This window comes from Actinomyces massiliensis 4401292 (genome assembly GCF_000269805.1).
Classification (GTDB): domain Bacteria; phylum Actinomycetota; class Actinomycetes; order Actinomycetales; family Actinomycetaceae; genus Actinomyces; species Actinomyces massiliensis.
In genome coordinates, this window is sequence record NZ_JH711481.1 from 1,766,762 (window position 1) to 1,793,437 (window position 26,676).

The following is a 26,676-nucleotide window of genomic DNA, read 5'->3' on the forward strand; positions in this document are numbered from 1 at the left end:
CTCAGCCGGGAGGCGCGTAGGCTGCCAGGCCGCCGTCCTCGACCGCTATGAGGAGGTCCGCGCGCGCGACAACGGTGTGGGCGCGACGTCCGTACAGCGATTCCCCCTCGGGGACGACGCTCTTCTTCTCACGATCGATAATGCGCACGCGACCGCTCATGGAGCCGTAGCTCATGATCAGATATCGCTCACTCACCGCTGCGGTGACGTCACCCGCATTCATCGGTGACGACCTCGTATCGTTGTCTGTGCCGGGTATCGCGTGCTGGTCGAGTTCGCAGGTGTTGGGCCTGCAATCGAAGATGAGCGAGGCCCACGAGACGTCCCCTGACGCCAGTGCGTCCCTGTACTGATTGAGGGAGGGGAGGCCGGAACCGGAGTCCGTGAGCAGCAGCGCGTACGCGTACTGGGAGGCGGTGTAGGTCTCCTTCTCGGTGCCATCGGGCTCTAGAGCTGTGATCGGCCGTTGGGCACCTTGTGCGGCTCCGAGCTGGAGCCATCCATCGTCGGCGGGAGCGAAAAGCTTGTCCCCGTCCTCCTCGGGAAGGGTGGTCCCGATGCCCCCATCCTCCAGGGAGACGAATGCAATGGAGTCCGCACGCGCATTCGTATCTCTGACTCTCGCCAAGGCATAACCGGTGCTGGTATTCCCGGTGATGCCGTAGCGGTCGAAGCGAGGAAGATGATTCCCGGGCAAGGTGACGGGGCCCCAGCGCTGGGTCAGGACTGGACCGCTGGAATCCCAACCTGCGCAGACAGACGAGGTGCTGCAGGTGATGATGAGGTCGTCTGTGACCAGGACCGGGTGCGACTCGCCCCAGGGCGCCTCCGTCACCTCGCCGGTGGCCGGGTCGATGAGGCTCCCATCCGTGACGGCAACCGAGGAGGTCAGGCCCTTCAGCTCACCGGCCGAGGTCGACCACAGCTCCTGGGGTCGGCCGTTGGTGAGGCTGTATCCACGCAGTCTGCTCTTTTGGTTGTTGCTCTTATCCCAGTCGTAGACCACGAGATAGTCGTCATTGGCGTAGGTGCTGATGGTGGCGTCACTGCCGATCCCGAGGTCGATGCTCCAGGCCTGCTTCCACGAGTCGGCCGAAGCCGTTGGGGTCGGCGATGCGCTGCGGGTGTGTCGCGGCGTGGGGGCGGGGTGCGGTGCGGCGGCCCTCGTCGTCCTCGATCCTCCTGCTGAGGTCCGAGTGCTGTCGCCCTGCAGGTCGTCAAGGGCGCCGGCTGCGACGAGGACGACGATGATCGCAACCACCGAGACGACGAAGAACACGGAGCCCTGATCGAGACTCCCGAGCGGCCCCCGCGCTCGTTCCGGGCGCTGAGGGGGTCTCCTCGTCGGCAGGGTCTTGGAAGAGTACTTGGAGGGGACCTTGTAAAGACTCTTCGAAGGACGCGCCCTACTGGTCGGGCGTCGGGGAGTTTCCGGGGTCGGCTCGGTGCCGAGGACCTGGTCAATGCCGGTGGGGGCGGGCTCGCCCGCGGATGTCGTGTGATCCGGTCTGGGCATTGCCCGGCCCGGGCGTCGGAAAAGGGAGGATCCGGATGCGCTGTGCGCCGATTGCGCTGATCCCGGTGGGCGGATGGAGGTCGGCGCGCCAGGGGGACGGATGCCGAAGGGCGTCACAGATAGAAGCATGACCGATGCGTCTTGTGACTCGCCAGCTCTTTCTCACAGGTTGTAATTGGTGGTGTGGGTGGTTTGTGGGGGATCTCGCAGGGGGTGTGGGGGTGGGGGTGTGTGGTTGTGGGTGGGGGTGGTCTGGCATGATGGGTGGGTTGTTTGCGGCTGTGTGCGGTCCCTCTCCTGTGCGTGGTCGTGGTTGGTAGGTTGTGCGTCGCGGGCTGTTGCTTGATCCTCACCGGTGGGTGGCGTGCGCCGTCCTGGTTTGAGGAGTTTGTCTACTGTGGCAGTCAAGATTCGCCTGAAGCGCATCGGTAAGAAGTTTTCGCCGGTGTATCGGGTGGTGGTGCTCGATGCGCGTAAGAAGCGTGATGGGCGTGTGATTGAGGAGATCGGGTTGTATGACCCGATGCAGGAGCCGTCGTTGATTCGTGTTGATTCCGAGCGGGTGCGGTATTGGTTGGGTGTGGGTGCTCAGCCTTCGGAGACGGTGCATCGTTTGTTGAAGATCACGGGTGATTATCAGGCGTTCAAGGGGTTGCCTGTGCCTGAGGGCAAGTTGCGTCTCAAGGATGAGGGTGCGGCTGCGCGGGCGCGGTTGGATGCGATTCGGTTGGCTGATGATGATGCGCAGAAGCGTAAGGCTGCGGCCTCCGCCCAGGCCCAGGCTGAGCAGGTCGAGCAGGCTGGGCAGGCTCAGGAGGCTGGGTCTGAGGTGGTTGAGGGGGTCTGAGGCTGGTGTTGGCCGAGGCGTTGGAGCATTTGGTGCGTGGGATTGTGGATCGTCCGGATGGTGTGTCGGTGGTTTCGCGGTCGTTGCGTCGTGGTCAGGTGTTGGAGGTGCGAGTCAATCCCTCTGATCTGGGGCGAGTGATCGGTCGTTCAGGGCGCACGGCCCGAGCCCTGCGCACAGTGATCGGAGCCGTAGCCCAAGCCCCGGTCCGCGTCGACGTCATCGACACCGACCGCCACTAACCCCACCCCCAAACACCAACCAACCCGGCCCACACCAACCCCAAACCCACCGGCACTTTCAGGCGCATTGAGACGGTTGCATGGCTGCCATTGGCAGGCGCTTCGGCGTAGGCCGCCGCTGGCGCGATATGGCTCTGCTCGGTGGGGCTCGAGTAGATGCGCCCGTGATTCTCGGGCCGGTGGCGGGGCCGATGGCCCCGTCGCCGGTGGGGCGAGACGCCCAGCCATGTGACCGCGGTGCGCGATAGGTTGGCCCAGTGCTGCTCACCGTCGCCGTCATCGGTCCCGCCCATGCCCTCAAGGGGGAGGTGCGTCTCGAGATCCGCACCGACGATCCTCGGGGCAGGCTCGCTCCCGGCGCCCGGCTGCCGGTTCAGGCTCCCGACACGCATGAAGGCCGAGGCCACGGAGACTCGGATATCGACCACCTGACCGTCGCCCGTGTGCGCTTCGACGGCTCCCGCTGGTTCGCCCTCTTCGAGGAGGTTCGCGACCGCACCGCGGCCGAGGCTCTGCGCGGCGCGCGTCTGCTGGTCGAGACCGACACCGCCGATAGAGGCGCTACCGGCACCGCCGGTCCTGACGGTGCAGACGGTGCAGACGATGAGGATGATGAAGCCTGGTACGCCCATGAGCTCATCGGTCTGCGGGTCGTCCGCGCTCCGGCCTCGGCCGATGGAGAGTCTCAGCAGCTCGAGCAGCCCCAGCAGCTCGGTGAGGTCGTCGACCTCGAGCCCGGTGTCGCCCAGGATCGTCTCATCGTGCGCACTCCGGAGGGGGAGCGCGTTGCCGTGCCCTTCGTCGAGGCACTTGTTCCCGAGATCGACCCCGATGCGGGCACCATCACCGTAGACCCTCCCGGCGGGCTCTTCCCGGGCGTCGGCAGGGCCGAGGAGGATCGCCGATGAGTCAGGCCCCAGCCGCGCCGCCCTCCGGCCCTCTGCGCCTCGACGTCGTCACGATCTTCCCCGACTATCTGAGGGCACTGAACCTTTCGCTCGTCGGCAAGGCCGCTGACACCGGACTCATCGACCTGCACGTTCACGATCTTCGCGAGTGGACCCACGACCGCCACCGCACCGTTGACGACACCCCGCTGGGCGGTGGCGCCGGAATGGTGATGAAGCCCGACGTGTGGGGCGAGGCCCTCGACGCCGTCCTGGCCCCGCCTGCGGGCGCTCCGGCGCAAAGCCGTCGGGTCCTCGTCATCCCCGCCCCCTCCGGAGACACCTTCACCCAACGGACCGCCGAGGATCTCGCCCGGGCCGACCAGGTCGTCTTCGCATGCGGCCGTTACGAGGGCATAGACGCCCGTGTCGCCGAGCACTACCGGTCCGCCGGTGTCGAGGTGCGCGAACTGTCGATCGGCGACTACGTGCTCAGCGGCGGCGAAGCGGCGACCCTGGTCATGATCGAGGCCGTCGCCCGCCTGCGCCCGGGAGTGCTGGGCAACCCCGCCTCCGTCGTCGAGGAGTCGCACTCCGAGGCGGGTCTGCTGGAGTACCCGGTCCATACCCGCCCTGTCGCCTGGCGCGGCCTCGACCTGGCCGTCTCCGCCCCGCATCTGCTGTCGGGCGACCACGCCCGCATCGCCCGTGCGCGCCGTGACCAGTCCATCGCCCGCACGGTGGCCCGCCGCCCCGACATGATCGAGCGCCTGCACCCCGAGACGCTCGACACCGCCGACCGCACCGCACTGGCGCACCACGGCTGGGTGGTCCCCACGGGCGCCCAGGGCCCGGTCCAGCTGGTGATACGGCCAGCTCTGGCGGAGGATGCCGAGGACCTGGCCGCCCTGGCGGCGCGCACCTTCCCGGATGCCTGCCCGCCCTTCGTCCCGCGGGAGCAGATCGCCGTCCATATCGCGTCCACCTTCACCCCTGAGCGCTTCGCCGCCTGGCAGGCCGACCCGCGCGTGGTTCTCACGGTCGCCGAGCTGCCCGACGGGCTCACGCCGAGCAGGCTCACGGAGAGCGCCGATCCCGCCGATGCCGTCGCCCCGGGCAAGCTCGTCGGCTACAGCGCCGTGATCATCGAGCGGCCGGACTCCGGGGGCGAGTTCGTCGACGGGCTGGACCCGCGGCCCGACACCGTTGAGATCCCCGCACGTGCCGACGGCAGCGCCGGAATCGTGGCCGAGCTGTCCAAGGCCTACGTCGATGCCCGTCTGCGCTCCTCCGGCGTCGCCGCGGTGCTTCTGGACGAGGCCATCCGCGATGCCGCCGCCATGGGCGCCACCGCCCTGTGGCTCGGCACCCACGAGCGCAATCGCCGTGCGCAGAAGGCATACAAGCGGCGCGGCTTCCGCACCGTCGGATCGAGAATCTACGACGTCGGCGGGCAGGCCTGCCGTGACGTGGTCATGAGCCTGAACCCGCAGGAGGTCCACGATGAGCACTGAAGACTCTGAAAGCACTGACAAGACTGAACACGCTCAAAGCACTGAAAACGCTGAGGCCGCCGGCCCGGTCGGCAGGGGGCGCACGGCGGATACGCCCGGTCGTGTTGCGCTCACTCGTTCAGAACGACTGCGCAGCCAGGGAAGCAGGGGGGAGGCCGGCCGCCCCTTTCTGCGCGGACTGCTGACTCTCATCGTCGTACTGGCGATCATCGCGATTGTGCGCACTCTGTTCGTGCAGAGCTACACCATTCCCTCGGGATCCATGGAGGACACCCTCCACGCGGGCGACCGCATCCTGGTCACTCTGTACGACACCGATTCCGTCCAGCACGGTGACGTCGTGGTGTTCACCGACCCGGATCACTGGCTCACCGATCCCGAGCCGACCGGAGCCGCTCGTTTCGCCCAGGATGTGCTGGTCTTCCTGCGCATCCTGCCGCAGGACGCGGGGCACCATCTCGTCAAGCGGGTCGTCGGGCTCCCGGGCGATCACATCGTGGCCGATGGCTCCGGTCCTGTAAGCGTCAACGGAGTCGTTCTCGATGAGCCCTATCTCAAGCCCGGCCGCACCAGCTCGGACATCGCCTTCGACGTCACCGTCCCTGACGGTTACGTGTGGGTCATGGGGGACAATCGGTCGAACTCGGCGGATTCCCGACTGCATCAGGGCGATGCGCACGGCGGGTTCGTTCCAGCCGAGGATATCGTCGGCATTGCGAGGTTCGTCTACTGGCCCATCGGGCGCTGGTCAGGTCTTGTGGGCGGTCGGGACGTGTTCTCGCAGGTGCCGCAGGCTGCTTCCGTGCCGACTGTCGTGCCCGCTCCGACCGCCGGTGAGGGGTGAGGGAGCGAGCGACGAGCGAGGAGGTTTGAGGAAGGCTGACAGCCCGGGGCACGTGAAGTCGGGCACTCGCGCCTGAACGCCCTCGCAGCCCCGCGCCGCGCTGTGGCAAACTAAGCCCGCCTCCGGGCCTCGAGTATCCTCTGCCACTGGGGAGGTGCTCATGCGCAGGACCCGCGGGCGATCGAGAACGGCGCAGTCGCTCCATCGGGACCGGCCCGAGGCGAGTCGCGGCGTCGCCTACCAAGCGCCCATGACCAGTGGCACGAGCGTGGAGAGAATAATGACCAACCTGATCGACCAGATCGATGCCGCTTCGCTGCGCGACGATGTGCCCGCCTTCCGCCCCGGTGACACCCTCAAGGTGCACGTCAAGGTCGTCGAGGGCAGCCGCACCCGTACCCAGGTCTTCCAGGGCGTTGTGATCGCCCGTCAGGGCGGCGGCGTTTCGGAGACCTTCACCATCCGCAAGATCTCCTTCGGCGTCGGCGTTGAGCGCACCTTCCCGGTCCACACGCCCACCGTTGAGAAGATCGAGGTCGTCGCCCGCGGTGACGTGCGCCGCGCCAAGCTGTACTACCTGCGCAACCTGCGCGGCAAGGCCGCCAAGATCAAGGAGCGCCGCGAGAGCTGAGGGGCGCCCTCTATGCTCTTCGGTGATGTCCGGGGCCTCCGGGCCCCGGCATCCTTCCTCTCCCTTTACTGACGCCACTACTGAACTAGTGAGGCGTCACAGCCTCCCCACGTATACGCAAACCTCGGAACAGGAGCACGGTGACCTCACCGAAGGACGACCTCGAGGAGCTCAAGCCCGACGTCGGCGACGGCGGCGCATTGACCTCTCCCGATGAGGAGCGGGCTGAAGACGTATCCGTGGTCGCCCTCGTTGATGAGAGTGCGATGCAGGCTCGGTGGACGCAGGAGGGCGCTGGGGCTGCGGTAGTCGATGTCGTGCGGGATCGGGCCGTCCGGCCTGGGACGGTTGCCGTAGTCGATGAGCCTGGCGAGTCTGACGAGCCGGGCGAGGCCGAAGGGCCTGATGAACCCGTCGAGGGCGCGGTGGCGGCCGAGTCGGCCGAGCTCGAGCCTGAGTCCGAGGCGGAGCGCACGGGGGACGAACCGTCTGCCACGCCCGACGAGCCCGGGGGTGAGCGGGCCCGGGCCGGTGAGCCCGATCCGGACGCGGAGGGGCCGACCGAGTCGGCCGCCGTGGTCGGTGAGGGCGAGTCTGGCGAGCCGGGTGAGGCCGAAGGGCCTGACCCGGCTGAACAACCCGTGGAGGGCGCGGTGGCCGCCGAGTCGGCCTCCTCGACTGAGTCGGACTCTGCTGAGCCCGAGGCGCGTGAGGCGGGCGCGGCTGATAGCGCTGAAAATGCTGACAGTGCCTACAGAGCCGGCAGCGAGGCGCCTGACGAGTCCGGGGCTCCTGGGAGTGAGTTGCCTGAGTCGGGGGAGCCCACGGCTGTTGAGGCTGAGCCGGACGAGCTGGACGAGCCCGCTGCGGAAGCGGATGACGGCGTTGGCAGCGTTGGCAGTGCTGACGGGGCTGGCAGCGTTGGCAGTGATACCGGCGACGACGGCGATGACTCTGAGACCGGCGATATGGCGGGGGAGTCCGTGCGTGCCGGGGCGCCCGAATCGGAGTCTGATGATCGGGCCGACGCTCATGCTCACGAGGCGGCGGCCGGCGGCGTCGAGGATGCAGACGAATCAGAGGGCGCTGCGGATGCTGACGACACTGCGGACGCTGAATACATTGAAAACGCTGAAGGCGCTGAAGGCACTGAAGGCGCTGAGGACACTGACTCGACCGCTGCGGAGCCGTATGCCGAGCGGGCATCGGCTGCTGACGGAGCCGACGATGCCGACGAAGCTGCTGAGGTGGTCCCCGAAGCTGTTGAGGCTGCGACTGACACCGCTGATGTCGAGCCGTCAGGGGCTGAACCCGCTGAGTTAGCTGATTTAGCTGAGCCCGCCGGGCCTGCCGAGGCTGCGCCTCGTACGGAGGAGCCCGCCCGTGCCCCGGAGGTCGAGGGCCTCGGCGCTGACGCCGTCGCCATCGAGTCCGGAGTGCTCCTGGAGGCGGATGACGAGGGCTCCCAGGGCGACGCCGAGGCTGGAGTCGATTCCGCTGAGGCTGGCGCAGCCGGCGAGTTGGACGAGGCGGTTGACTCGGAGGCGGCAGAGAAGCCGGGAACCTCGAAAAGCTCAGAAAGCTCAGAGAAGGCTACAGACCTGCCGCCCTCCTATCCGCCCGCCCGGCGCCCTCGCCCCCTGCCGGTTCCGGGCGAGGAGGAGGATGATTCTGAGGAGGACCGACCGCGTCGCGGCTGGCTGTCCACCCTCGCCGTCGTCGTGGTCGTCTTGGCCCTGTCCGCCTTCATCAAGACCCACATCGTCCAGACCTTCGCGATCCCCTCCGGTTCAATGGAGAACACCCTGCAGACCGAGGATCATGTCTCGGTGCGGATGTACCACCCGCATGATGTGCATCGCGGGGATATCGTCGTCTTCACGGACCCGGGCGGTTGGCTCGACACCGAGGAGCCTTCCGGGATCAACGGAATCGTGCGCGACGGGCTCATCCTCACCGGCCTGCTGCCCGAGAACTCCGGACATCACCTCATCAAGCGCGTGATCGGCGTCTCCGGTGACCGCATCACCTCCGACGGCGCAGGCGCCCTGACCGTCAACGGCGTACCCCTGCAGGAGACCTACATCAAGGACGGTGCTGCGCCGTCCCTGGTGCCCTTCGACATCATCGTCCCCGAGGGATGCATCTGGGTGATGGGGGACAACCGCTCCAACTCCTCGGACTCCCGCTTCCACCAGGACGATCCGCATGGTGGCGCCGTGCCGTTGGATGATGTCGTCGGCGTGGCCACCAATGTTGTGTGGCCGGTGAGCCGCTGGGATTCGCTCGACGAGGGCGAGGCGGTCTTCCGCGACGTGCCCGATCCCAATCGGTGACATCGGCGCTCCCGATGATTCCCCGATGACGACAGCACGACGACTCCGCCCGGATAGCGGTGTCGAGGACGAGCTCCTGCGGCATCATGAGCTGGTCGGTGGCATGGACGAGGTCGGCCGCGGCTCGCTGGCGGGCCCCGTCACCGTGGGCCTGGCTGTCGTCGATCGTGGAACCTCGGATGCCTTTCCTCAGGGACTCGCCGATTCCAAACAGCTCACGCCTCGTCGCCGTGAGGCTCTGGTGGAGCCGTGCCGTGCCTGGGTCCTCGACTGGGCTGTGGCTCACGCCGCACCCGGGGAGATCGACGCCCTCGGCATCGTGGGCGCCCTGCGTCTCGCGGGACGGCGGGCCCTCGCCCGGATGGCCGCCCGCGATCACCTCCCCGGAGCGATCATCCTCGACGGCAGGGCGGACTGGCTGACCGAGCCCGAGCCCGACTTGCTCGATGCCCTGGGCGCCCAGCCCTCTGCTGTGCCTGTTGAGCCTGTTGCTGTGTCTGTTGAGTCTGTTGAGTCGATCGGAGAGGCCCGCCAATCGATCGGCGATGAATCCGTCCTGTCCGCCCGCTTCACCCCGGCCGTGCGCATGGAGGTCAAGGGAGACGCCCGCTGCGCCATCGTCGCCGCGGCCTCCATCCTGGCCAAGGTCGAGCGGGACGCCCTCATGTCGGCCCTGCCGGACCCCGGCTACGACTGGGCGTCCAATAAGGGATACGCCTCCGCCGCCCACGTCGAGGCACTGGCGCGCCTCGGTGCGAGCGACCAGCACCGCCGCTCATGGAACTTGCCCGGAGTCGGCTCTTTCGTGGACGCTGAGCGCTGAATCTGTTGCCCGGCCGTGATCGGCACGGCGCGACGCGCCATCGGCGCCTGCTCGGGCCGCACGCTCAGGACGTGCATGATGGAGTCGTGAGCGCTGAAGACCTCGAGTCCTATGAGAACGATCTGGAGCTGGACCTGTACCGCGAGTACAGGGATGTCGTCTCGTTGTTCTCCTACGTGGTGGAGACCGAGCGCCGCTTCTACCTGGCCAACGCCGTTGATGTGCAGGTGCGCACCAACGGCGGCGAGGTCTTCTTCGAGCTCAGTCTTGAGGACGCCTGGGTGTGGGACATCTACCGCTCCAGCCGCTTCGTGAAGTCGGTCCATGTGGTCACCTTCAAAGACGTCAACGTCGAGGAACTCACCAAGCCGGAGATGGATATCCCCTCATGACCTGCGACGCAGATACGGTGCGCGTGTGACGCGAAACGCATCGCAGGGCTCCACCGCTTAGCTCGCACGGCGCTTTCCCACCGGGCTCGACGACGCCGTTGTCGTCAGCCGCCCTCCGCCGCGCATGCTGGTGGCGGAGGTGATCATCGTGATCATGACAACTGCAGGGCTCGAGCGGGCAGCCGTGGGCCGACGCGGCGAGGATCTCGCCGCCCGGTACCTCAGCGATCACGGCTGGCAAATCGTGGATCGCAACTGGCGTCCCGGAACCGGATTGCGCGGTGAGCTCGATCTGGTCGCCCTGGAACCCGCGGGAACCGCCGGCGAGGGTCCGCCCGTTCTCGTGGTCATCGAGGTCAAGACCCGTACGAGTCTGAGGGCCGGGCCTCCGGCCGCATCCGTCGATGCGGACAAACTCATGCGCCTGCGCGTTCTCGCTGCGGCCTGGGCCGCCCAGAATCCCGTGTCTCACGGGCGTTTCCGCCTCGATGTGATCTCCGTGCTTCTGCGCTCGGGCCTGCCCGCCGAACTGCGCCATCACCGTGGAGTGGGCGCATCATGAGCCTGGCGCGCACCCTTGCCGTGACCCTGACCGGCCTGGAGGGGCATCTTGTCGATGTTGAGGCCCACTCGAGTTCAGGACTGCCCGGCTTCACCCTCGTGGGCCTTCCCGACGCCGCCGTGCGCGAGTCGCGCGAACGCGTACGAGCCGCGTTGACGGTCTGCGGCGTCACCTGGGGAGAGCAGCGCCTGACGGTCAACCTCTCTCCGGCGGACCTGCGCAAGACCGGCACCGGATTCGACGTGGCGCTGGCGCTGGCGGTGCTCGGAGCACGTGATCTGCTGCCCCCGCGCGCTCTGGCGGTGCTGGCCCGCACCGTCTACATCGGCGAGCTCGGCCTGGACGGCTCCATCCATGCGGTGCGCGGCATCCTGCCGGCTGTGCGCACGGCCGTGGAGGCCGGTGTTCCCGATGTCATCGTGGCCGCCCCCGCCGCCCGCGAAGCCGCCCTCGTTCCGGGCGCTCGCGTGCGCGCGGTCGACCATATCGGTGAGCTCGTGGAGGACTACGGCGGCAGGCTGCCCCCGCGTGCCCGGGCAGTCGTCGAGCGCGCCCGCCGCCGTGGCGAGCAGTCCCGCGAGCCGCGGAGCCATCCGGAGGCTCGCATCCCCGACCTCGCCGATGTCGTCGGACAGGCCGAGGCCCGCCATGCCCTGGAGGTCGCGGCCGCAGGCGGGCACCACCTGCTCCTCGTGGGGCCTCCCGGTGCGGGCAAGACCATGCTGGCCGAGCGCCTGCCCTCGATCCTGCCCGCACTGGATGCCGAGGACGCCGTGACCGTCACCTCCTTGCACTCCCTGGCGGGCACCTTCGATCCCGACTCCGGCCTGCTGACCGCTCCGCCTCTACGGGCCCCGCACCATACCGCCACCAGGGCGGCGGTCGTCGGCGGCGGCAGCGGTACGCCTCGGCCGGGCGACGTGTCACTCGCTCACCGCGGAGTCCTCTTCCTCGACGAGGCGCCGGAGTTCCCCAGCGGCGTCCTGGACTGCCTGCGCCAGCCCCTGGAGACCGGTTCGGTCACCATCGATCGGGTCGGCGGGCGGGCGGCCTTCCCCGCCGCCTTCCAGCTCGTTCTGGCGGCCAACCCCTGTCCCTGCGGCAAGGGCGGCGGGCGCGGGTTGGAGTGCACCTGCACATCCCTGCGGCGCAGGCGCTACTTCTCCCGGTTGTCGGGGCCGCTCCTGGATCGCATCGACATCCAGGTCGATGTTGCGGCCGTCACCGCCCGGGACCTGGCAGCCGGTGCTGCCGGCGAGTCGAGCCGGGACGTCGCCGCACGTGTGCGGCAGGCCCGCGCTCGAGCCGCCCATCGGCTCGCGGAGACGCCCTGGCGGCTCACGGGGCAGGTGCCGGGGTCCTGGTTGCGCTCGGCCTCCTCCGGGATGGAGCCGGCCCTGCTGACCCCGCTCATGGCGGCGCTGGATCGTGGCGATCTCACGCTGCGCGGCGTGGACCGAGTTCTCCGCCTGGCCTGGACCCTGGCCGATCTGGCCGCCAGACCGGCTCCCACTGCCGCCGACCTCGGCGGCGCGCTGGCCCTGCGCACGAGAGGAGCGCGTCTGTGACCCCGACCGACCTGACCGATGCGCCCACACGCCTGCCTGACGGCCCTGGGGATGCCGGCTGCCCTGATGGTGCTGCCTGCCCTGACGGCCTCGATGTCATCGACGGCCCGGCAGACAGCTCGGCAGAAAACTCGGCTGATACAGCCTGTGCAGTGGTCGCGCTGCCGGAGAGAGCCGGCGCTGCTGCACCGCAGAACGTCCGGGAGGATGCCCGGGCCGGGGCCGGATCCGCTTCCGGTCGGGCCCCGACGGCGGGCGGGCGGCTCTCCGGGGCGGGTCCGCAGCGCCGACTGCAGGCCCGTGCCATCCAGGATGAGGCTCTGGCGCGGGCCACCTGGTCACGGCTAGCCGAGCCCGCCGACCATGCCGCTTGCGCACTCGTCGGCAACCTGGGAGCGGGCCCGGCTCTCGCCTGGCTCCTCGACGAGGCCCTGGACTGCGAGGGATCGCCGCTGCCGGCGCCACGACCGCCGATCGCGCCCCGCGGCGATGCGGCCGGGGCCGGCGCCGCCTGGAGGAGAGCGGCCGCCCGCTGGGCGCCCAGACTCGCCGGTCTGGATATCCGCCGCGAGCTCGAGGCCTTGGAGAGGCTCGGCGGCAGCCTCATCCTGCCCACCGACTCGTGGTGGCCCACCGGATTGGACGATCTCGAACATCCGCCCCACTGCCTATGGGTCCGCGGGGACCCGGCGCTGCTGCCATCGCAGTGTCGTGAGGGCCCTGAGAGCCCTGAGAGCCCTGAGGGCGAGCCGCCGAGGCGGTCATCCGTCGGCGCCCGGCGCACTCGGGCAGACCTCGTTGCCGCCGGTCCCGGCACCGGACGGGCCCTGGCCCTGGTGGGTGCGCGGGCCTCCACCGATTACGGGGAGCGCGTGGCCGCCCGGATCGCCTCAGACCTGACGACGTGGGGCGTCGTGGTCGTCTCCGGCGGCGCCTTCGGCATTGATGCAGCTGCCCACCGCGGTGCCCTACGCTCCGGTCCGACGCTGTCCGTGAGCGCCGGGGGAGTGGATCGCCTCTACCCGACGGGGAATGCCGATCTGCTGCACGCCATCATCGACACCGGTGCTCTCGTGGCCGAGGTGCCACCGGGCTGTCGGCCCGGCCGTCACCGCTTCCTGACGCGCAATCGTCTGATCGCGGCCCTGAGCGAGGCCACCGTCGTCGTCGAGGCCGCTTGGCGCTCCGGGGCACTGTCCACCGCCCGGCACGCTCGTGACCTCGGCCGCGGCCTCGGGGCCGTGCCCGGCCCGGTGACCTCCATGGGGTCGGTCGGCTGCCACCGCTTGCTGCGAGACGGGGCGGTGTGCATCACCGATGCCGAGGACGCCCTGGAGCTCGTCGCCCCTCTGGGCAGCGTGGACCCCGAGGCCACCCGCGCCGCAGTCCCCGGCAACGCCGGCTCGGGACTGCTCGATGGACTGACGGGGGAGGCCTCCATGGTCGTCGATGCTCTTCCCGCACGGGGCGCGGCCACCGTCGGGGCGCTTGCCCGCGTGGCGGGCCTGTCGGAGCAGGATGTCGTCTCGACTCTCGGGCTGCTCGAGCTCTCCGGACGCGTCGAGCGCGACGGCTCGCGCTGGCGCCGACGCGCCGCCCGGTGAGGGTAGTGAAGACGCGCATGAAGACGTGTGGAGACACGTGAAGACGCAGGGGTCGCTAGCCTGCCTCCATGAGCGATTCTGCTGGGCCGCGCACCCGCGGCGAGCTGAGTGAGGCGTGGCTGCGTCATCTCGGGCTCCAGCGGGGCCTGTCCGAGCACACTGTGCGCGCCTATGTCGCCGACGTCGGCGACCTGCTGACCTTCCTCGGCGTGGGCGGCGACCCCGATGAGCCGATCGGCCCTGCGCTGCTCAGCCTCGACTTGGCCGATCTGCGCGCCTGGCTGGCAGAGATGTCGGCCGCCGGCAGCGCGCGGGCCACCATTGCGCGCCGTTCCGCGGCGGTGCGGGCCTTCTCCACCTGGGCGCACCGCAATTGCCTGATCAGCACCGATGTTGCCGCCCGTTTGCGCTCGCCTCGAGCCGAAGGCCGGCTGCCGGCCGTCCTGACCGAGGAGCAGGCCACGACACTTCTGGCGGCGGCGGCACGCCGCGCCGAGGAGGCGGGAGCGGAAGTCGTTCCCGTTGAGGCGGAAGGAGGGCTGGAGCGGGCATCGGGACGGACGGCGAAGACGGCGAGCTCAGCGGAGACGGCGAGGTCGGCTAAGTCAGCGAAGGCGAGCCCCGAGGACGGCCTTATGCAGGAGGCGATCGCGCTGCGCGATGCGGCGCTTCTGGAGGTTCTCTACGCCACGGGCGTGCGCGTCTCAGAACTGTGCGGTCTGGATATCGCCGACCTGGATCGATCCCGGCGCACTCTGCGCGTGCTGGGCAAGGGGGACAAGGAGCGCACTGTGCCCTACGGGGCGCCGGCCTCTCAGGCGCTCGAGAACTGGCTGGCGGTACGCGACCGGATCGCCCTTGCGGCCGCCGGCGGTGCGCTGTTCGTCGGGGTGCGCGGACGGCGCCTCGACCCGCGGGCGGTGCGCGATGTCGTTCACCGCGCCGCGGCGCTCGCGGGCGTGCCCGACCTCGGGCCGCACGGGTTGCGTCACTCGGCGGCCACTCATGTTCTCAATGGGGGAGCGGACCTGCGCAGCGTTCAGGAGCTGCTCGGCCACTCCTCCTTGGCCACCACTCAGCGTTACACCCACGTATCGGCCGAGCGCCTGCGGGCCGTTTACGCTCAGGCCTTCCCGCGGGCATGAGCCGGTCGGTGCGCAACATATCCGCGCTTCGGCCCGCCCCCTCGCCGGTGGCGCGCGACACGCAGCGGCGCTCGGCAGCTTTCAGAGCTGCACAAGGCGCTGCGCAATGGGCTGCGTATACACGTCGCTGCATATGCGCATATACGGCATACGCGGCGTACACGGCATGTACGGCATATGCGCTGGATAAGCCGGACAAGCTGCGGATGGTCAGCCCGGTTGGTTCTGCTCAGATCGCTCCGATCACTCCGATCTCAGTGGCTTGAGCCGGATGACGGCGGGATGCAGAAGACGCAACGGGTTGATGTAGCTCTTCGGCCCGGTGCGCGCGCCCCAGTGCAGAGCGTCCACCCCGTCGGAGCGATGTCCCGCCAGAAGCGTGCCGATGGTCTGCCCTCGAGTGACGACGTCCCCAGCGGCGACCGAGGCCTCGACCGGCTCGTAGGTGGTGCGGATGCCATCGGCGTGATCGATGGAGACGACCGGCCGCCCCGCGACCGCCCCGGCGAAGACCACGGTCCCGTCTCCCGCCGCGAGGACCGGAGAGCCCGCCTGAAGGGACAGGTCCACACCCCGATGACCCGAGCCCCAGGTCACCGTGGGCGGATCGAATCCCCGGACCACGCTCGCGGGACTGCCGGTCGGCCACCCGTAGGAGGCGCGGGGCGCATGGGTGCGCGGCGCTGTCGATTCCGCCGACTCTCGTGGCGCTCTCACCGTCTCTGAGTTCTCGAACGCCCCTGAGTCCCCTGACTTCCCTGTCTTCTCAGCGCCCGGCCCCGCCGGGAGGGCTGAAGGGGAGTCTGAAGGGGAACCGGGGGAGCTCGCGTACTCCATCGGCGCCATGACCGCGGCCGCGGGCCCGGGCGGAGGCCCGGTGGCGGACAGCGGCAGCAGGCTGAGGCTCATGCCCAGTGCCAGGGAGCGGAAGCGTCGCCGCCCCGGCTGCTCCGGCCGCCCCGGCCCCGGCAGCGGCAGGAGTGGCCTCGGGGAATGGCCGGGCAGCTCGGGCAGCCGAGGTTGCGTGTGCGCAGTGTGCGCAGCGGGCACAGTGGGCGCGGTAAGCAAAGCGGACGCAGCGGACGGAGCGGAGGCAGCGGACGGAGCTGACACAGGCGAGTATGTGGGACTCATGCGCATCAGATTGCGTCGGGAACGCAGGACGGCGCACTCGAGGGCATCGAGCACTGTGGGCAGCGGCGTATCTCAGCGACCGGTGGAGCCCGTGGAGGTGATAGGAATGACATGCCCTTACCCTGAGATTCTCGCGGATCGGCGCGGAATTGTGACGAATGCTGTGGTAGCCTCACGCTCGCAGTCGCCTGCGATCTGCTCGCTCCAGTTCGCCGGTCCGGTTGGCAAGGGCATGCGAAGACATGCAAAGGCCTGATGAAAAGCTCAAGGGCTCAGCCATCGACGTCGGATCGGCTCAGGACTGGGGATGCGCCGGCCAAGGGCGGTTGACTTCGCGCGCTCGCGCTCGCGCCCATCGGTTCGTCCGATTCGGGTGCGGGAATCCTTTCGGGCGTCGCGGCCGAGGTCCTGAACCGTCCGGGCAACCGTCCGGGTGGAGAGGGTGGTCGCGCGTCGCGAGCGCCAGGCCCCATCCTCCCGGCTCCCGTCGGGACGGAGCCGCGGCCCGCCGCGCGGGCCCACCGGTCAACGGGGAGAAACCATCAATACCGGGGCGCGCCGCCGAGCAGGACGGATGCAGGACGGATGACCGCCCCACGACTCACAGCGCACCCGGCGACCTCCGGATTGCGCGCGAAAGGACCGACATGGCGATCGTCACCATGCGTCAGCTCCTCGAGAGCGGTGTCCACTTCGGACACCAGACTCGTCGCTGGAACCCCAAGATGAAGCGCTTCATCCTCACTGAGCGCAACGGCATCTACGTCATCGACCTCCAGCAGACCGTCGAGGGCATCAACACCGCCTACGACTTCGTCAAGGAGACCGTCGCCCGCGGCGGCACCATTCTGTTCGTCGGTACCAAGAAGCAGGCCCAGGCAGCCGTGGCCGAGCAGGCCCAGCGCGTCGGCATGCCCTACGTGAGCCAGCGCTGGCTCGGCGGCATGCTCACCAACTTCTCCACTGTGCGCGCCCGCCTGGACCGTATGAAGGAGCTCGAGCAGATCGACTTCGACGATGTGGCCGGATCCGGCCGCACGAAGAAGGAGCTGCTCATGATGCGCCGCGAGAAGGACAAGCTCGTCAAGACTCTCGGCGGTATTCGCGACATGTCCAAGCTGCCCGCCGCGGTGTGGGTCGTCGACACCAAGAAGGAGCACCTGGCGATCTCCGAGGCCCAGAAGCTGGGCATCCCCGTTGTCGCCATCCTCGACACCAACTGCGACCCCGATGAGGTCACCTACGGCGTTCCCGGCAACGACGACGCCATCCGTGCAGTCAGCCTGCTGACCCGCGTCGTCGCCGATGCCGCTGCCGAGGGCCTCGTGGCCCGTTCCGCCGGACGCGCCCGCACGGGCGCGGAGGCCGAGGTCGCCGCTCCCGACGCCGAGCCCCTGCCCGAGTGGGAGGCCGCCCTCCTCGCCGGCGCCGAGGCCGAGCAGACCGGACAGGCCGGATCGGCTGGACAGGCCGAGCAGAGCGAGTCGGCTGAGTCGGCACCTGCCGAGCAGAGTGCGGCTCCCGAGCAGCCGGCCGCCGAGGCGAGCGGGCAGACGGCCGACGCCCAGCAGGCCTGAGCATGCCTGGGCGCCTTGCCCGCCCCACCTGCCGTCGCAGACGGCCGTAGGAGCGCAGTCGGGCGCACTCAGGCGCATCAAGCAATACCAGGAGATATTCAGGAGAAGTTATATGGCGAACTACACCACTGCCGACATCAAGGCGCTGCGCGAGAAGACCGGCGCCGGCATGCTCGACGTCAAGAAGGCCCTCGACGAGGCCGACGGCGACGCCGAGAAGGCCATCGAGATCATCCGCGTCAAGGGCCTCAAGGGCATCGCCAAGCGCGAGGGCCGCGCGGCCTCCGCCGGCCTCATCGCGGCCAAGGTCGTCGACTCCGACGAGGGCCAGGTCGGCGTCCTCGTTGAGATCAACGCCGAGACCGACTTCGTGGCCAAGAACGAGAAGTTCATCGACTTCGCCGCCAAGGTCCTCGACGCCGCTGTCGCCTCCGGCGCCGAGACCGCGGAGGCGCTCGCCGAGGTCGAGGTGGACGGCTCCACCGTCAAGGAGCTGACCGACTCCATGCAGGCCGTCATCGGCGAGAAGATCGTCGTGCGCCGCGTCGCCCGCCTGGTCGCCCCGAGGGTCGAGACCTACCTGCACCGCACCAACCCCGACCTGCCCGCCCAGGTCGCCGTGCTCGTCGGCACGGATGAGGCGGCTGCCGAGGTCGCCCACGACGTCGCGATGCACATCGCCGCCTACTCCCCGCTCTACCTCACCCGTGAGGATGTCCCGGCCGAGGTCGTGGACAAGGAGCGCGCCATCGCCGAGGAGACCACCCGCGCTGAGGGCAAGCCCGAGAAGGCCATCCCCAGGATCGTCGAGGGCCGTCTGGGCGGCTACTTCAAGGAGAACTGCCTGGTCGACCAGGCCTACGCCAAGGACCCCAAGACCACAGTGGACAAGGTGGTCAAGGCCACTGGCGGCAAGCTCACCGGGTTCGTGCGCTTCCGCGTCGGCGCCTGAGCGCGGCCATCCCCGCTGTTCCGGCGGCATACCCGCTGACGAGGGCCCCGCGAGCACCCGCTCGCGGGGCCCTCGTGCACTCTGCCGGGGACGTCTGCCCATGGACGCGTCCCGGGATGCACCGGCATACTCGCCCCCAAGATCAGATGGCTGCCCTGATCGCCCCTGACCGCCATGGTGGACCCCAGTCGCATGATGAGTGTTCCGGACCCTGATGACGGTGCGGGGCATCATCGGGTACGCGGGTATGCCGGGCCGTGCGGGCCCGCTGCAAAGTCGTGACAACGCGCAGAATAAGCGTGTTCACGACAAGCGGTAGGCTCGTCTTCGGCGCATGCGCGTATCCGGATACGATCATCGGAAAAATCCAGGAGACATCACTTATGACCCCCCAGCCGCCGTCCTCCGAGGCCCCGGCCGCGCATCCGCGCCGCGTTCTGCTCAAGCTCTCCGGAGAGGTTTTCGGCGGGGGAGCGGTGGGGCTGGACCCCGACGTCGTCTCCGACGCCGCTCGGCAGATCGCCGAGGCGGTAGCCACAGGCGTCCAGGTCGCGGTCGTCGTGGGAGGGGGCAACTTCTTCCGCGGCGCCGAGCTCTCGCAGAGCGGCATGGCCCGCGACCGCGCCGACTACATGGGCATGCTCGGCACTGTCATGAATGCCCTGGCGCTGCAGGACTTCATCGAGAAGGCCGGAGTGCCCGCGCGCGTCCAGTCCGCCATCGCCATGACACAGGTCGCCGAGCCCTACATCCCGCTGCGCGCCATCCGCCACCTGGAGAAGGGGCGGGTCGTCGTCTTCGGCGCCGGAGCGGGTCTGCCCTATTTCTCCACCGATACCGTCTCCGCCCAGCGGGCGCTGGAGACCCGCTGCGACGAGCTCCTCGTGGGCAAGAACGGCGTCGACGGCGTCTACACGGCCGATCCGCGCAAGGACCCGACGGCCCGGCTGCTCAGCCGCCTGACCTACGAGCGCGCTCTGGCCGACGGGCTCAAGGTCGTCGATGCCTCCGCCTTCGCCCTGTGCCGCGACAACAGCCTGACCATGCGCGTCTTCGGCATGGGCGAGGGCGGCAATATCACTCGCGCACTTCTCGGTGAGCAGATCGGTACCCTCGTTACACAGGACTGACCCTGCGCCCGAATCATCCGAGAAACACCCCGCCCACCACCGAAGGAAGAACCATGATCGACGACGTCATGCTCGAGGCCGAGGACAAGATGGACAAGGCACTCGAGGCCGCCAAGCACGAGCTGGCGGCCATTCGCACCGGCCGCGCCAACCCCGCCATGTTCACCCCGATCCTGGTCGATTACTACGGGGCCCCCACCCCGCTCCAGCAGCTGGCCTCGATCACCATCCCCGAGGCGCGCACCGTCATCGTCAGCCCCTTCGACCGCTCTGCGATGAAGGCCATCACCACCGCCATCCGCGAGTCCGACCTCGGCGTCAACCCGACCGACGACGGCACGGTCATCCGCGTGACCCTGCCCGCCCTGACGGAGGAGCGCCGTAAGGACTACGTCAAGCTCGCGCGCAGCCGTGCCGAGGAATCCCGCGTTCAGGTGCGCGGCATTCGCGGCAAGTCCAAGAAGGAGCTCGAGGCGATCAAGAAGGCCGGCGATGCCGGAGAGGACGATGTCATGCGCGCGGAGTCCGAGCTCGATGCCCTGACCAAGCGCTTCGTGGAGGCCATTGATGCTGCGCTGACCGCTAAGGAGGCCGAGCTTCTCGACGTCTGAGCCGCGCCCCACCCGCTTTCGCAGACCGATGAGAACGCATACGTGACTGTGCCGACTTCGCTGACCTCACTGCTGGCCCCGCCGCCGACCCGCAACCGCGCCCCCCTGCCCGCCACCGGGCGGGCAGGGCGGAACCTGCCTGCCGCCGTCGGGGTGGCGGTCGTCCTGATCGGCGCTGTTCTGGCGTCGTTGCTGTTCTACAAAGTGGCGTTCGTCGGGGTCGTGGTCGTCGCGGTCTGCGGTGCGCTGTGGGAACTCGCCGGAGCCTTCGCACGCAAGGGCATCCGGCTGCCCCTGGCCCCCCTGTGGCTCGGCTCCATCGGGATGGCCGTGTGCGCCTGGACCATCGGGGCCGAGGCGGCCCTCGGCGCCTACCTGGCCACCACGGGCGCCTGCGTGCTGTGGTGCTTCATGAATCAGGCCGAGGCCGAGTCGGGCACCGACTTCGAGGCCCCCGACCACATGATCCCGCGCACGGACGAGCACGACGCCGTGCGGCGCTCCCGCTCTGCGGAGGCCTCCGCCTCCGTCTTCGCTGCGACCTACTTGCCGTTCCTGGCCAGCTTCGCCGTCCTGGTGGCCCATCAGGATCACGGTGTCGGCAAGGTCCTGATGCTCATCGCTCTGCCGGCGGCCAATGACACCGGAGGCTGGTTGGCGGGCATCACCCTCGGCAGGCATCCCATGGCGCCGCGGGTATCGCCCAAGAAGTCCTGGGAGGGCTTCATCGGGTCCATGATCGCCGCCGTGGGCGTGGGCGCGGGCTTTCTGTGGAGCCTGGGCGGCCCCTGGTGGGCGGGCGCCGCCCTGGGCGCCACCATCGTCGTCGTCTCGACTCTGGGCGACCTGGGGGAGTCCCTGCTCAAACGCGATCTCGGTCTGAAGGACATGGGCACCCTCCTGCCGGGGCACGGCGGTCTCATGGACCGTCTCGACTCGATTCTCGTGGCGGCCCCCGTCGTCTACGTCTTCTCCCTGATCGTCTTATAGATCGTCCGATAATCCGACAGGAAGCAGCCCTTCAACAGCCGTCCGCCCATCGTCGACAGGAGCACCGAACCCGTGAGAACCACGCACGACCGCGGCCACAGGCCCCGGCCCGCGCCCATTGTCATCGGACGCGGACCGACGGCTCCCGAGCCGGGTCGGGTTCAGGTGCGTCCCACCGACCAGCCGCCCGAGGGCGCCACCAGCCCCGACGCGCGCCCCCGCCTGTCCTTCGCCGTGCCCGCGGCGCGGGGCAAGGCCCCCCGCCACCTGGCCGACCTCGACCTGAGGGGCCGCAAGGCCGCCCTGAAGGAGGCGGGCCTGCCCGCCTTCCGGGCCGACCAGCTCTCGCGCCACTACTTCACCCGCTTCACCCGTGACGCCGCCGATATGACCGACCTGCCCGCCGGTCTGCGCGATCAGCTGAGCGCCGAGCTCCTGCCCGATCTCATCCACAAGGTGCGCGTGCTCCGCGCCGATCAGGGGCGCACCATGAAGCACCTGTGGGAGCTGCACGACGGGGTGCGCGTGGAGTCCGTCCTCATGCGGTACAAGGACCGCACCACCCTGTGCGTCTCCTCCCAGGCGGGGTGCGGCATGGCCTGTCCCTTCTGCGCCACCGGTCAGATGGGACTGACGCGCAACCTGTCGGCCGCCGAGATCGTCGAGCAGGTGCGCCACGCCGCGCAGGCGTCGGCGGCGGGGACGCTCACCGGCGGCCCCGCCCGCCTGTCCAACGTCGTCTTCATGGGCATGGGCGAGCCCATGATCAACTACAAGAACGTCGTGGCCGCCCTGCATCGGCTCATCGACCCGTCTCCCGAGGGCTTCGGGCTGTCGGCCCGCGCGATCACCGTCTCCACGGTCGGCCTGGTGCCCCTGATCCGCAAGCTCGCCACCGAGGGCATGCCGGTGACGCTGGCAGTGTCCCTGCACGCCCCGGACGACGAGCTGCGCGACGAGCTCATCCCCGTCAACTCCAAGTGGAAGGTGGGCGAGCTCCTCGACGCCGCCTACGACTACTTCCGCGCCACCGGGCGGCGCGTATCCATCGAGTACGCGCTCATCAAGGACATGAACGACCACGCCTGGCGCGCCCAGCGCCTGGCGGATGAACTGTGCTCCCGCGGCCGCGGATGGGCGCACGTCAACCCCATTCCCCTCAATCCCACACCAGGCTCCATCTGGACCTGCTCCGAACCAGATGTGCAGGATCTCTTCGTCGACACGCTGAGGCGCGCAGGCATCACGACGACGGTACGGGATACTCGAGGAAGTGACATCGAAGGCGCCTGCGGCCAGCTGGCCACTGAGGTGCTCCACCAGGAAAGGGCGAGAACATGAGCGACATGTTCCCGAGGGCGGGCTTGTTCCGGCAGGGCTACCGCCGTGAACAGGTCGAGGGATACTTCACGACCGCTCACGAGATCTATGATGCCGGTGAGCTCGACGAGATGGACTCCGAGGGCGTGCGCACCGTCGCCTTCGACATCGTGCGCGGCGGTTATAAGCCCGCTGCCGTCGATTCCGCGCTGGACCGGCTCGAGGCGGCCTTCCTCCAGCGCCGTCGGGCCGACTTCGTGGCCGAGCGGGGCCGTAAGGCCTGGATGGAGGAGGTCGCCCAGCTGGCCACCACCCTCTATCCGCGGCTGCTGCGGCCGCACGGGTCGCGCTTCGCCTCCGCCCACAAGCACGGGTACTCCAAGGTCGAGGTCGATCGGCTCATGGATCGCGTCGCCTCCTACTTCGATGCCGCCACCGCCCTGTCCTCCATCGAGGTGCGCACGGCGACCTTCTCCGCCGCGAGGAAGGACGCCGCCTACGACGAGCGGAGCGTGGACCGCTACCTCGCCCGCGTCGTCGAGGTCCTGCTGTCCGTCGAGTGAGGTCGAGTCAGTTCGAGTGAGACTGCCCGGTCGGGCGGCGGCGCGCCGCCTCCGAGCGGGCCCGCGCCGGAGCGGCGGCGCGTCGTATGCGCATCCATCGCGTTCAGGAAGGAACAGGCATGAGTCACGCACCCGCCCGGGTGGTCGTGCTGGGGTCCACCGGCTCCATCGGGACCCAGGCTCTGGACGTCGTGACTCACCTGGGCTCCGCGGGGCGGGCACCTCGGGTCGTGGGGCTGGCCGCCGGGGGCTCCCGCCTCGATCTGCTGGCCGAGCAGGCCGTGTCCTTCGCGGTCCCGCGGATCGCGGTCTCCTCATCCGAGGCGGGAGTCGCGGCACGCGTGCGCACCGCGCTGAGGGCGGCGGCCGAACGTCTGGGCCGCCCCGCTCCGGTGGCGGAGATCCTTATCGGCCCGGACTCCCCGGTCGAGCTCGTCTCCCGGGCGGAGTTGGCCCAGGGGGACACCGTCGTCAACGGAATCACCGGTTCGGTGGGCCTGGGGCCCACCCTGGCGGCGCTGGCCACCGGTGCGCGCCTGGCGCTGGCGAACAAGGAGTCCCTCGTCGTGGGGGGAGCGCTGGTCAGGAGCGCCGCGCGCCGACCCGGCCAGATCGTCCCGGTGGATTCCGAGCATTCCGCCATCGCCCAGGCCCTGGCCTCCGGCCGCCACGAGAGGGGACTGACCAGCCCGGCGGTCACCGGGCGCAGCGACGTGCGCCGCCTGGTGCTCACCGCCTCGGGCGGTCCCTTCCGCGGGCGCTCGCGCGCCGAGCTGGCCGGGGTGACCGCCGAGCAGGCCCTGGCGCACCCGACCTGGGCGATGGGGCCCGTCGTCACCGTCAACTCCTCGACTCTGGTCAACAAGGGGCTGGAGTTGATCGAGGCGCACCTCCTGTTCGACATCGACCCGGCCGACATCACCGTCGTCGTCCACCCGCAGTCGGTCATCCACTCCATGGTGGAGTTCATCGACGGCGCCACCATCGCCCAGGCATCGCCCCCGGACATGCGCCTGCCGATCGCCCTGGGCCTGACCTGGCCGGCGCGGCCCGACCTGGCCGGGCTGGTCGCCCCCAACCGGTGGGATGAGCCGACCGCCTGGACCTTCGAGCCGCTGGACGCCGAAACCTTCCCGGCCGTCGACCTCGCCCGGAGCGCGGTGGCGGCCTCCGCGACTCATCCGGCCGTCCTCAACGCCGCCAATGAGCAGGCCGTCGACGCCTTCCTGACCGGCCGCCTGAAATGGGCGGACATCGTCGAGATCGATGCCGCCGTCGTGAGCGAGCACGAGGGCGCCTCGCCCGGCCGCGGCGGGACTCCGAGCCTGGGCGACGTGCTGGCCGCCGAGACCTGGGCGCGCCGGCGCGCCGACGAGCTCATCATCCGGCGCGCCGGGCGCTCGGTCTGAGCCCCGCCCCCAAGTTTCTCTCCACCCTCTTCACAGCATCAGGAGCCGCCCGTGAGCTCGACCCTCGCCTACATCCTCGGCATCATCGTCCTCATCGTCGGGGTCGCCGTGTCGGTGGCGCTTCACGAACTGGGGCACATGATCCCCGCCAAGCGATTCGGCGTGAAGGTGCCCGAGTACTTCATCGGCTTCGGGCCGCGCGTGTGGTCCATGAAGCGCGGCGAGACCGAGTACGGTGTCAAGGCGATCTGGCTCGGCGGCTACGTCAAGCTGCTCGGCATGCTGCCCCCGGCCCCGCCCGGTCGTGTGGACAAGCCCGGCTCGATGGTGGCCGACGCCCGCCAGGAGTCCCTGGCCGAGCTGGGGCCCGACGAGCAGGACCGGGCCTTCTACCGGTTGAGTGTGCCGCGCAAGCTGCTGGTGATGGCCGGCGGCATCCTGACCAACCTGGCTCTGGGGATCGTCTGCCTCGTGCTGGCTCTGGGCGTGGTCGGGCAGTACACCCACACCTCCACGATCTCATCGGTGTCCGCCTGCGTGCCGGCCGAACTCGCCTCCAGCAGCGCCAGTGGACCCGAGTGCGCCGATACCGACCCCGTCTCGCCCGCGGTGACCGCGGGCCTGCAGGCGGGCGATGAGATCATCTCCTGGAACGGCACGCCCACCCCCGCCTGGACCGACGTGCAGGCCGCCATCCTCGCCGGCGGGACCGAGCCGATCGACGTCGTCGTGCGCCGTGACGGCGCCGAGACGACCCTGCGCGTGACCCCCGTCGAGGTTGAGCGCTCTGTGACCGCCTCGGACGGCACCACCTCCACGGAGTCCGCGCCCTACGTCGGCATCGGGCCCGCCAAGGGCACGGTGCGGGTGCCGTTCAGCCAGATCCCCGGGGCGGTCGCCGTCGCGGTGGGGCAGACCCTCAAGGCGATCTTCACCCTGCCGGTCGGCCTCTATCACTCGGTGGCCGCGGGCCTGGGCCTGGAGCAGCGCAACCCGGGAGGCCTGGTCAGCCTCGTGGGCGTGGGCAGGATCGCGGGCGAGGTCTCCAGCGAGGGCGTCGGGATCCCCTTCTCCGCGCGAGTGTCGTCGATGCTGAGCCTGCTGGGCTCGCTCAACCTCGCCCTGTTCGCCTTCAACCTGGTGCCGCTCCTGCCGCTGGACGGCGGGCATGTCGCCGGCGCCTGCTGGGAGGGGCTCAGGCGCGCCTGGGCGCGCTGGCGCGGGCGCCCCGACCCCGGTCCCGTGGACACGGCCCGGATGCTGCCGGTGGGGCAGGGCGTGTTCGTCGCCCTGGTCATCATGGCGCTGGTGCTCATCTGGGTGGATATCGTCGCGCCCTTCTGAGGGTCTGGTAGTGCCGTTATCGTGTGTGGGGTGCGTCGTCTGATCGAAGCCCTTCCCCGCTGGCTCTACCGTTTTCAGCCCGTGTTCTTCTACATGGCGCTTTTCGGCATCCTCCTGGGCATGACTGGTTTCGGCGGACTCTTTGCGGTGGTCTTCACGGTGGTCTTCTTCGTGCCGGGCCAGGCTCTGTTCTGGTTGCTGTCCTGGTTGGCGGTCAGGCGCTCGTCTGATAAGCGCCTGGGTTTCAGCACGATTCCCTTCAGCGTCTACCTCCTGGCGGTGCCGCTCTCCTACTTCACGGCACCCAACACCGGCCCCCAGTTTGAGGAAACACCATCGGCCGCCATGCGGCTGGCTTCCGTCATGGGTCTGCAACTCACACGTGCGGTCAGCAATGATCTGGCGGATGTATTCTTCATGGTCATGCTGGTGTCCGGTGCGCTGGCGCTGCTGGCCGCCCTGGCCGACATCGTCAGAGGAAAAATCGACAGGGCTTTCGACAAAGCGGTCGCCGGATCACGGCAGCCGGCGCAGCGGGGCGGGAAGAACGAGCGGCCTGAGGTTGAGACGGCTCCCACGTCCACGGGAGCCGCGCCACCGTCCACAGGAGTCGCGCCACAGGACCCCTCCGCGTGTGGCTGACGGCCTGTCATCAGGTCCTGTCTCTGCGCGCTGGCGCGGTGTCGTCCTAGCATCGACATCCGCACCGGTCACCGTCCTTCTGAGGGTCTGGTA

At 69.3% G+C, this 26,676-nt stretch carries 25 protein-coding genes; 23 read left to right on the top strand and 2 right to left on the bottom strand.

The features are described from left to right. Position 1 precedes the first annotated feature (1 nt). Positions 2-1,516 (bottom strand): hypothetical protein, encoded by a 1,515-nt coding sequence (locus W5W_RS0107540; protein WP_154650269.1) that lies wholly within the window; start codon positions 1,514-1,516, stop codon positions 2-4. Positions 1,517-1,913: 397 nt separating this feature from the next. On the opposite strand from W5W_RS0107540, the gene rpsP reads away from it, so the two are divergent. From rpsP to W5W_RS0107605, 13 genes are all read left to right on the top strand, one after another. Continuing rightward, positions 1,914-2,363, top strand: coding sequence for a 30S ribosomal protein S16 (gene rpsP, locus W5W_RS0107545; protein WP_017194958.1), 450 nt, complete (start codon positions 1,914-1,916; stop codon positions 2,361-2,363). A gap of 5 nt (positions 2,364-2,368) precedes the next feature. Then, the gene (locus tag W5W_RS0107550) at positions 2,369-2,605 is read left to right on the top strand and encodes an RNA-binding protein (RefSeq protein WP_029574156.1); all 237 of its coding nucleotides are present in this window, start codon (positions 2,369-2,371) and stop codon (positions 2,603-2,605) included. A 257-nt stretch (positions 2,606-2,862) separates the two neighbouring features. Next, positions 2,863-3,513: a ribosome maturation factor RimM gene (gene rimM, locus W5W_RS0107555; RefSeq protein WP_017194960.1), complete on the top strand. Its 651-nt coding sequence runs from the start codon at positions 2,863-2,865 to the stop codon at positions 3,511-3,513. Then, positions 3,510-5,006 carry a tRNA (guanosine(37)-N1)-methyltransferase TrmD gene (gene trmD, locus W5W_RS0107560; RefSeq protein WP_008730280.1) on the top strand — a complete coding sequence of 499 codons (1,497 nt, stop codon included), beginning with the start codon at positions 3,510-3,512 and terminating at the stop codon, positions 5,004-5,006. Before rimM ends, trmD begins: the two co-directional genes overlap by 4 nt. Then, complete coding sequence (gene lepB / locus W5W_RS0107565) at positions 4,996-5,850, top strand: signal peptidase I (protein WP_008730274.1); 855 nt, start codon at positions 4,996-4,998, stop codon at positions 5,848-5,850. Before trmD ends, lepB (W5W_RS0107565) begins: the two co-directional genes overlap by 11 nt. 280 nt (positions 5,851-6,130) lie before the next feature. Next, on the top strand, positions 6,131-6,481 hold the full coding sequence (gene rplS / locus W5W_RS0107570) for a 50S ribosomal protein L19 (protein WP_008730272.1): 351 nt from the start codon (positions 6,131-6,133) through the stop codon (positions 6,479-6,481). 140 nt (positions 6,482-6,621) lie between these two features. Then, positions 6,622-8,817: a signal peptidase I gene (gene lepB / locus W5W_RS0107575; protein ID WP_008730281.1), complete on the top strand. Its 2,196-nt coding sequence runs from the start codon at positions 6,622-6,624 to the stop codon at positions 8,815-8,817. A 25-nt stretch (positions 8,818-8,842) separates the two neighbouring features. Further along, the gene (locus W5W_RS0107580) at positions 8,843-9,640 is read left to right on the top strand and encodes a ribonuclease HII (RefSeq protein WP_017194961.1); all 798 of its coding nucleotides are present in this window, start codon (positions 8,843-8,845) and stop codon (positions 9,638-9,640) included. An 86-nt stretch (positions 9,641-9,726) separates the two neighbouring features. Further along, positions 9,727-10,032 carry a DUF2469 domain-containing protein gene (locus W5W_RS0107585; protein ID WP_008730273.1) on the top strand — a complete coding sequence of 102 codons (306 nt, stop codon included), beginning with the start codon at positions 9,727-9,729 and terminating at the stop codon, positions 10,030-10,032. A gap of 154 nt (positions 10,033-10,186) precedes the next feature. After that, positions 10,187-10,594: a YraN family protein gene (locus tag W5W_RS0107590; protein WP_029574158.1), complete on the top strand. Its 408-nt coding sequence runs from the start codon at positions 10,187-10,189 to the stop codon at positions 10,592-10,594. After that, complete coding sequence (locus W5W_RS0107595) at positions 10,591-12,162, top strand: YifB family Mg chelatase-like AAA ATPase (protein WP_017194963.1); 1,572 nt, start codon at positions 10,591-10,593, stop codon at positions 12,160-12,162. Before W5W_RS0107590 ends, W5W_RS0107595 begins: the two co-directional genes overlap by 4 nt. Then, on the top strand, positions 12,159-13,766 hold the full coding sequence (locus tag W5W_RS0107600) for a DNA-processing protein DprA (RefSeq protein WP_017194964.1): 1,608 nt from the start codon (positions 12,159-12,161) through the stop codon (positions 13,764-13,766). The genes W5W_RS0107595 and W5W_RS0107600 overlap by 4 nt, the downstream gene beginning before the upstream one ends. 68 nt (positions 13,767-13,834) lie before the next feature. Further along, the gene (locus tag W5W_RS0107605) at positions 13,835-14,911 is read left to right on the top strand and encodes a tyrosine recombinase XerC (RefSeq protein ID WP_017194965.1); all 1,077 of its coding nucleotides are present in this window, start codon (positions 13,835-13,837) and stop codon (positions 14,909-14,911) included. A gap of 243 nt (positions 14,912-15,154) precedes the next feature. Here W5W_RS0107605 and W5W_RS16395 read toward each other — a convergent pair whose 3' ends face one another. Then, complete coding sequence (locus tag W5W_RS16395) at positions 15,155-15,961, bottom strand: M23 family metallopeptidase (protein ID WP_238533284.1); 807 nt, start codon at positions 15,959-15,961, stop codon at positions 15,155-15,157. A gap of 731 nt (positions 15,962-16,692) precedes the next feature. Between W5W_RS16395 and rpsB the strand changes: the two genes are divergently transcribed. The 10 genes from rpsB (at position 16,693) to W5W_RS0107660 (ending at position 26,583) form a co-directional block, all read left to right on the top strand. Beyond that, positions 16,693-17,622, top strand: coding sequence for a 30S ribosomal protein S2 (rpsB, locus tag W5W_RS0107615; protein ID WP_017194967.1), 930 nt, complete (start codon positions 16,693-16,695; stop codon positions 17,620-17,622). Positions 17,623-17,734: 112 nt separating this feature from the next. Then, positions 17,735-18,574: a translation elongation factor Ts gene (tsf, locus tag W5W_RS0107620; protein WP_017194968.1), complete on the top strand. Its 840-nt coding sequence runs from the start codon at positions 17,735-17,737 to the stop codon at positions 18,572-18,574. A 383-nt stretch (positions 18,575-18,957) separates the two neighbouring features. Continuing rightward, a complete protein-coding gene (gene pyrH / locus W5W_RS0107625) occupies positions 18,958-19,704 on the top strand; it encodes a UMP kinase (protein ID WP_017194969.1) in 747 nt (248 codons plus the stop codon). Between the two features lie 53 nt (positions 19,705-19,757). Further along, positions 19,758-20,315, top strand: a complete 558-nt coding sequence (frr, locus tag W5W_RS0107630; RefSeq protein WP_008729355.1) for a ribosome recycling factor — start codon at positions 19,758-19,760, stop codon at positions 20,313-20,315. 60 nt (positions 20,316-20,375) lie between these two features. Then, on the top strand, positions 20,376-21,305 hold the full coding sequence (locus W5W_RS0107635) for a phosphatidate cytidylyltransferase (protein ID WP_029574160.1): 930 nt from the start codon (positions 20,376-20,378) through the stop codon (positions 21,303-21,305). A gap of 72 nt (positions 21,306-21,377) precedes the next feature. Further along, a complete protein-coding gene (gene rlmN / locus W5W_RS0107640) occupies positions 21,378-22,646 on the top strand; it encodes a dual-specificity RNA methyltransferase RlmN (RefSeq protein WP_017194971.1) in 1,269 nt (422 codons plus the stop codon). Beyond that, positions 22,643-23,188, top strand: coding sequence for a DivIVA domain-containing protein (locus tag W5W_RS0107645; protein WP_017194972.1), 546 nt, complete (start codon positions 22,643-22,645; stop codon positions 23,186-23,188). Before rlmN ends, W5W_RS0107645 begins: the two co-directional genes overlap by 4 nt. Before the next feature lie 119 nt (positions 23,189-23,307). Continuing rightward, positions 23,308-24,597, top strand: a complete 1,290-nt coding sequence (gene dxr / locus W5W_RS0107650) for a 1-deoxy-D-xylulose-5-phosphate reductoisomerase (RefSeq protein ID WP_017194973.1) — start codon at positions 23,308-23,310, stop codon at positions 24,595-24,597. Between the two features lie 51 nt (positions 24,598-24,648). After that, positions 24,649-25,941 carry a M50 family metallopeptidase gene (locus tag W5W_RS0107655; protein WP_017194974.1) on the top strand — a complete coding sequence of 431 codons (1,293 nt, stop codon included), beginning with the start codon at positions 24,649-24,651 and terminating at the stop codon, positions 25,939-25,941. Between the two features lie 30 nt (positions 25,942-25,971). Beyond that, positions 25,972-26,583 (top strand): hypothetical protein, encoded by a 612-nt coding sequence (locus W5W_RS0107660; RefSeq protein WP_017194975.1) that lies wholly within the window; start codon positions 25,972-25,974, stop codon positions 26,581-26,583. Positions 26,584-26,676: the final 93 nt, after the last annotated feature.

Excerpts from the sequence above, each read along its gene's own strand:
- W5W_RS0107605 (WP_017194965.1), top strand. The coding sequence starts at position 13,835 with ATGAGCGATTCTGCTGGGCCGCGCACCCGCGGCGAGCTGAGTGAGGCG.
- trmD (WP_008730280.1), top strand. The coding sequence starts at position 3,510 with ATGAGTCAGGCCCCAGCCGCGCCGCCCTCCGGCCCTCTGCGCCTCGAC.
- W5W_RS0107595 (WP_017194963.1), top strand. The coding sequence starts at position 10,591 with ATGAGCCTGGCGCGCACCCTTGCCGTGACCCTGACCGGCCTGGAGGGG.
- rpsB (WP_017194967.1), top strand. The coding sequence starts at position 16,693 with ATGGCGATCGTCACCATGCGTCAGCTCCTCGAGAGCGGTGTCCACTTC.
- dxr (WP_017194973.1), top strand. The coding sequence starts at position 23,308 with ATGAGTCACGCACCCGCCCGGGTGGTCGTGCTGGGGTCCACCGGCTCC.
- W5W_RS0107540 (WP_154650269.1), bottom strand. The coding sequence starts at position 1,516 with ATGCCCAGACCGGATCACACGACATCCGCGGGCGAGCCCGCCCCCACC.
- tsf (WP_017194968.1), top strand. The coding sequence starts at position 17,735 with ATGGCGAACTACACCACTGCCGACATCAAGGCGCTGCGCGAGAAGACC.
- lepB (WP_008730274.1), top strand. The coding sequence starts at position 4,996 with ATGAGCACTGAAGACTCTGAAAGCACTGACAAGACTGAACACGCTCAA.
- rplS (WP_008730272.1), top strand. The coding sequence starts at position 6,131 with ATGACCAACCTGATCGACCAGATCGATGCCGCTTCGCTGCGCGACGAT.
- frr (WP_008729355.1), top strand. The coding sequence starts at position 19,758 with ATGATCGACGACGTCATGCTCGAGGCCGAGGACAAGATGGACAAGGCA.
- W5W_RS0107580 (WP_017194961.1), top strand. The coding sequence starts at position 8,843 with ATGACGACAGCACGACGACTCCGCCCGGATAGCGGTGTCGAGGACGAG.
- W5W_RS0107645 (WP_017194972.1), top strand. The coding sequence starts at position 22,643 with ATGAGCGACATGTTCCCGAGGGCGGGCTTGTTCCGGCAGGGCTACCGC.
- pyrH (WP_017194969.1), top strand. The coding sequence starts at position 18,958 with ATGACCCCCCAGCCGCCGTCCTCCGAGGCCCCGGCCGCGCATCCGCGC.
- W5W_RS0107590 (WP_029574158.1), top strand. The coding sequence starts at position 10,187 with ATGACAACTGCAGGGCTCGAGCGGGCAGCCGTGGGCCGACGCGGCGAG.